The 834-nt window shown below is 59.6% G+C and carries 2 protein-coding genes; both read right to left on the bottom strand.

Features of this window, described 5'->3' with window-relative positions; genetic code table 11:
- Nucleotides 1–49 precede the first annotated feature (49 nt).
- On the bottom strand, nt 50–181 hold the full coding sequence (locus tag A5622_RS30520; RefSeq protein ID WP_255361663.1) for a hypothetical protein: 132 nt from the start codon (nt 179–181) through the stop codon (nt 50–52).
- 360 nt (nt 182–541) lie between these two features.
- A partial coding sequence (locus A5622_RS30265) for a hypothetical protein (protein ID WP_232003009.1) occupies nt 542–834 on the bottom strand: 293 nt, incomplete at its 5' end.

Raw genomic sequence — 834 nt, 5'->3', positions numbered from 1 at the left:
GACGCTACCTCTAGTGGTATCCGGTCATGTCAGTTCCGGACGCAGCGCCTCACTGCTGTCGCTCCTCGCGAAGCTGGTCGATCAGGGTGGTACTCGGTGCGTGATCATTTGCCACCAAAGCCGCGCACCAAGCGCGCGACACCAACTGCAGATCGGCGTCAATCGCTTCGATATCGCGCATGTCCGAATGCTAAGCCGAGGCAGCGCTTCGCTCACTTCACCCCGGCGAACGGCGCAGATTCTTTATCTCGAAGGTGACTGATCGCTGGCGTAAGACCACCGACTTTATGCGGCCGTCAGCATCGGTTTGAGGCAGATCGTCGTCGGACCGGCCTGACGTCGCTGGGATTCGCTAGTGAGATGAAGCCGTGTCTGCGCTGCGTCGAGGCTAGTACATAGTGAATAGCGGCCAACGGCGTCCGCCCGTAATTTTCTACCCATGCGAGACCTCGCGACCATCGATGGCGAATCCGCCTGGTGACGCGAGCGCGCCTAGCGGCTCGATAACTCTGCGACGGCATTCCAGTACCACATTGATCGATCAGGCGCTCGACGAGCGAACGGCGGCAAATTGCACCGCAGCGTCGGCTTGAACCGGCGTGGAGAGGTTACCACGAGGTAGCGTCATAGCTGCTCCAGAAGAACAGGGTGCGGTTTTACGGGCGGTGCAATGCAGCTGAAATGGATTAGCGTTGCCGGTCTGATCGCTCAGGCCGGTGGTGATCCGTGGGCGATTAACCAGAGCTTGCAGGCCGGTAGCCCTTTTCAGATCTCTCAACTGGCAGAGGCTTTCCATGCTGCCGGCCGATGCTCCACCGCAGCCCAAGAAGAATT

This window comes from Mycobacterium sp. 1245801.1, assembly GCF_001673055.1.
Taxonomy (GTDB): Bacteria; Actinomycetota; Actinomycetes; order Mycobacteriales; family Mycobacteriaceae; genus Mycobacterium; species Mycobacterium europaeum_A.
This window is presented reverse-complemented; position numbering and strand designations above follow the sequence as displayed.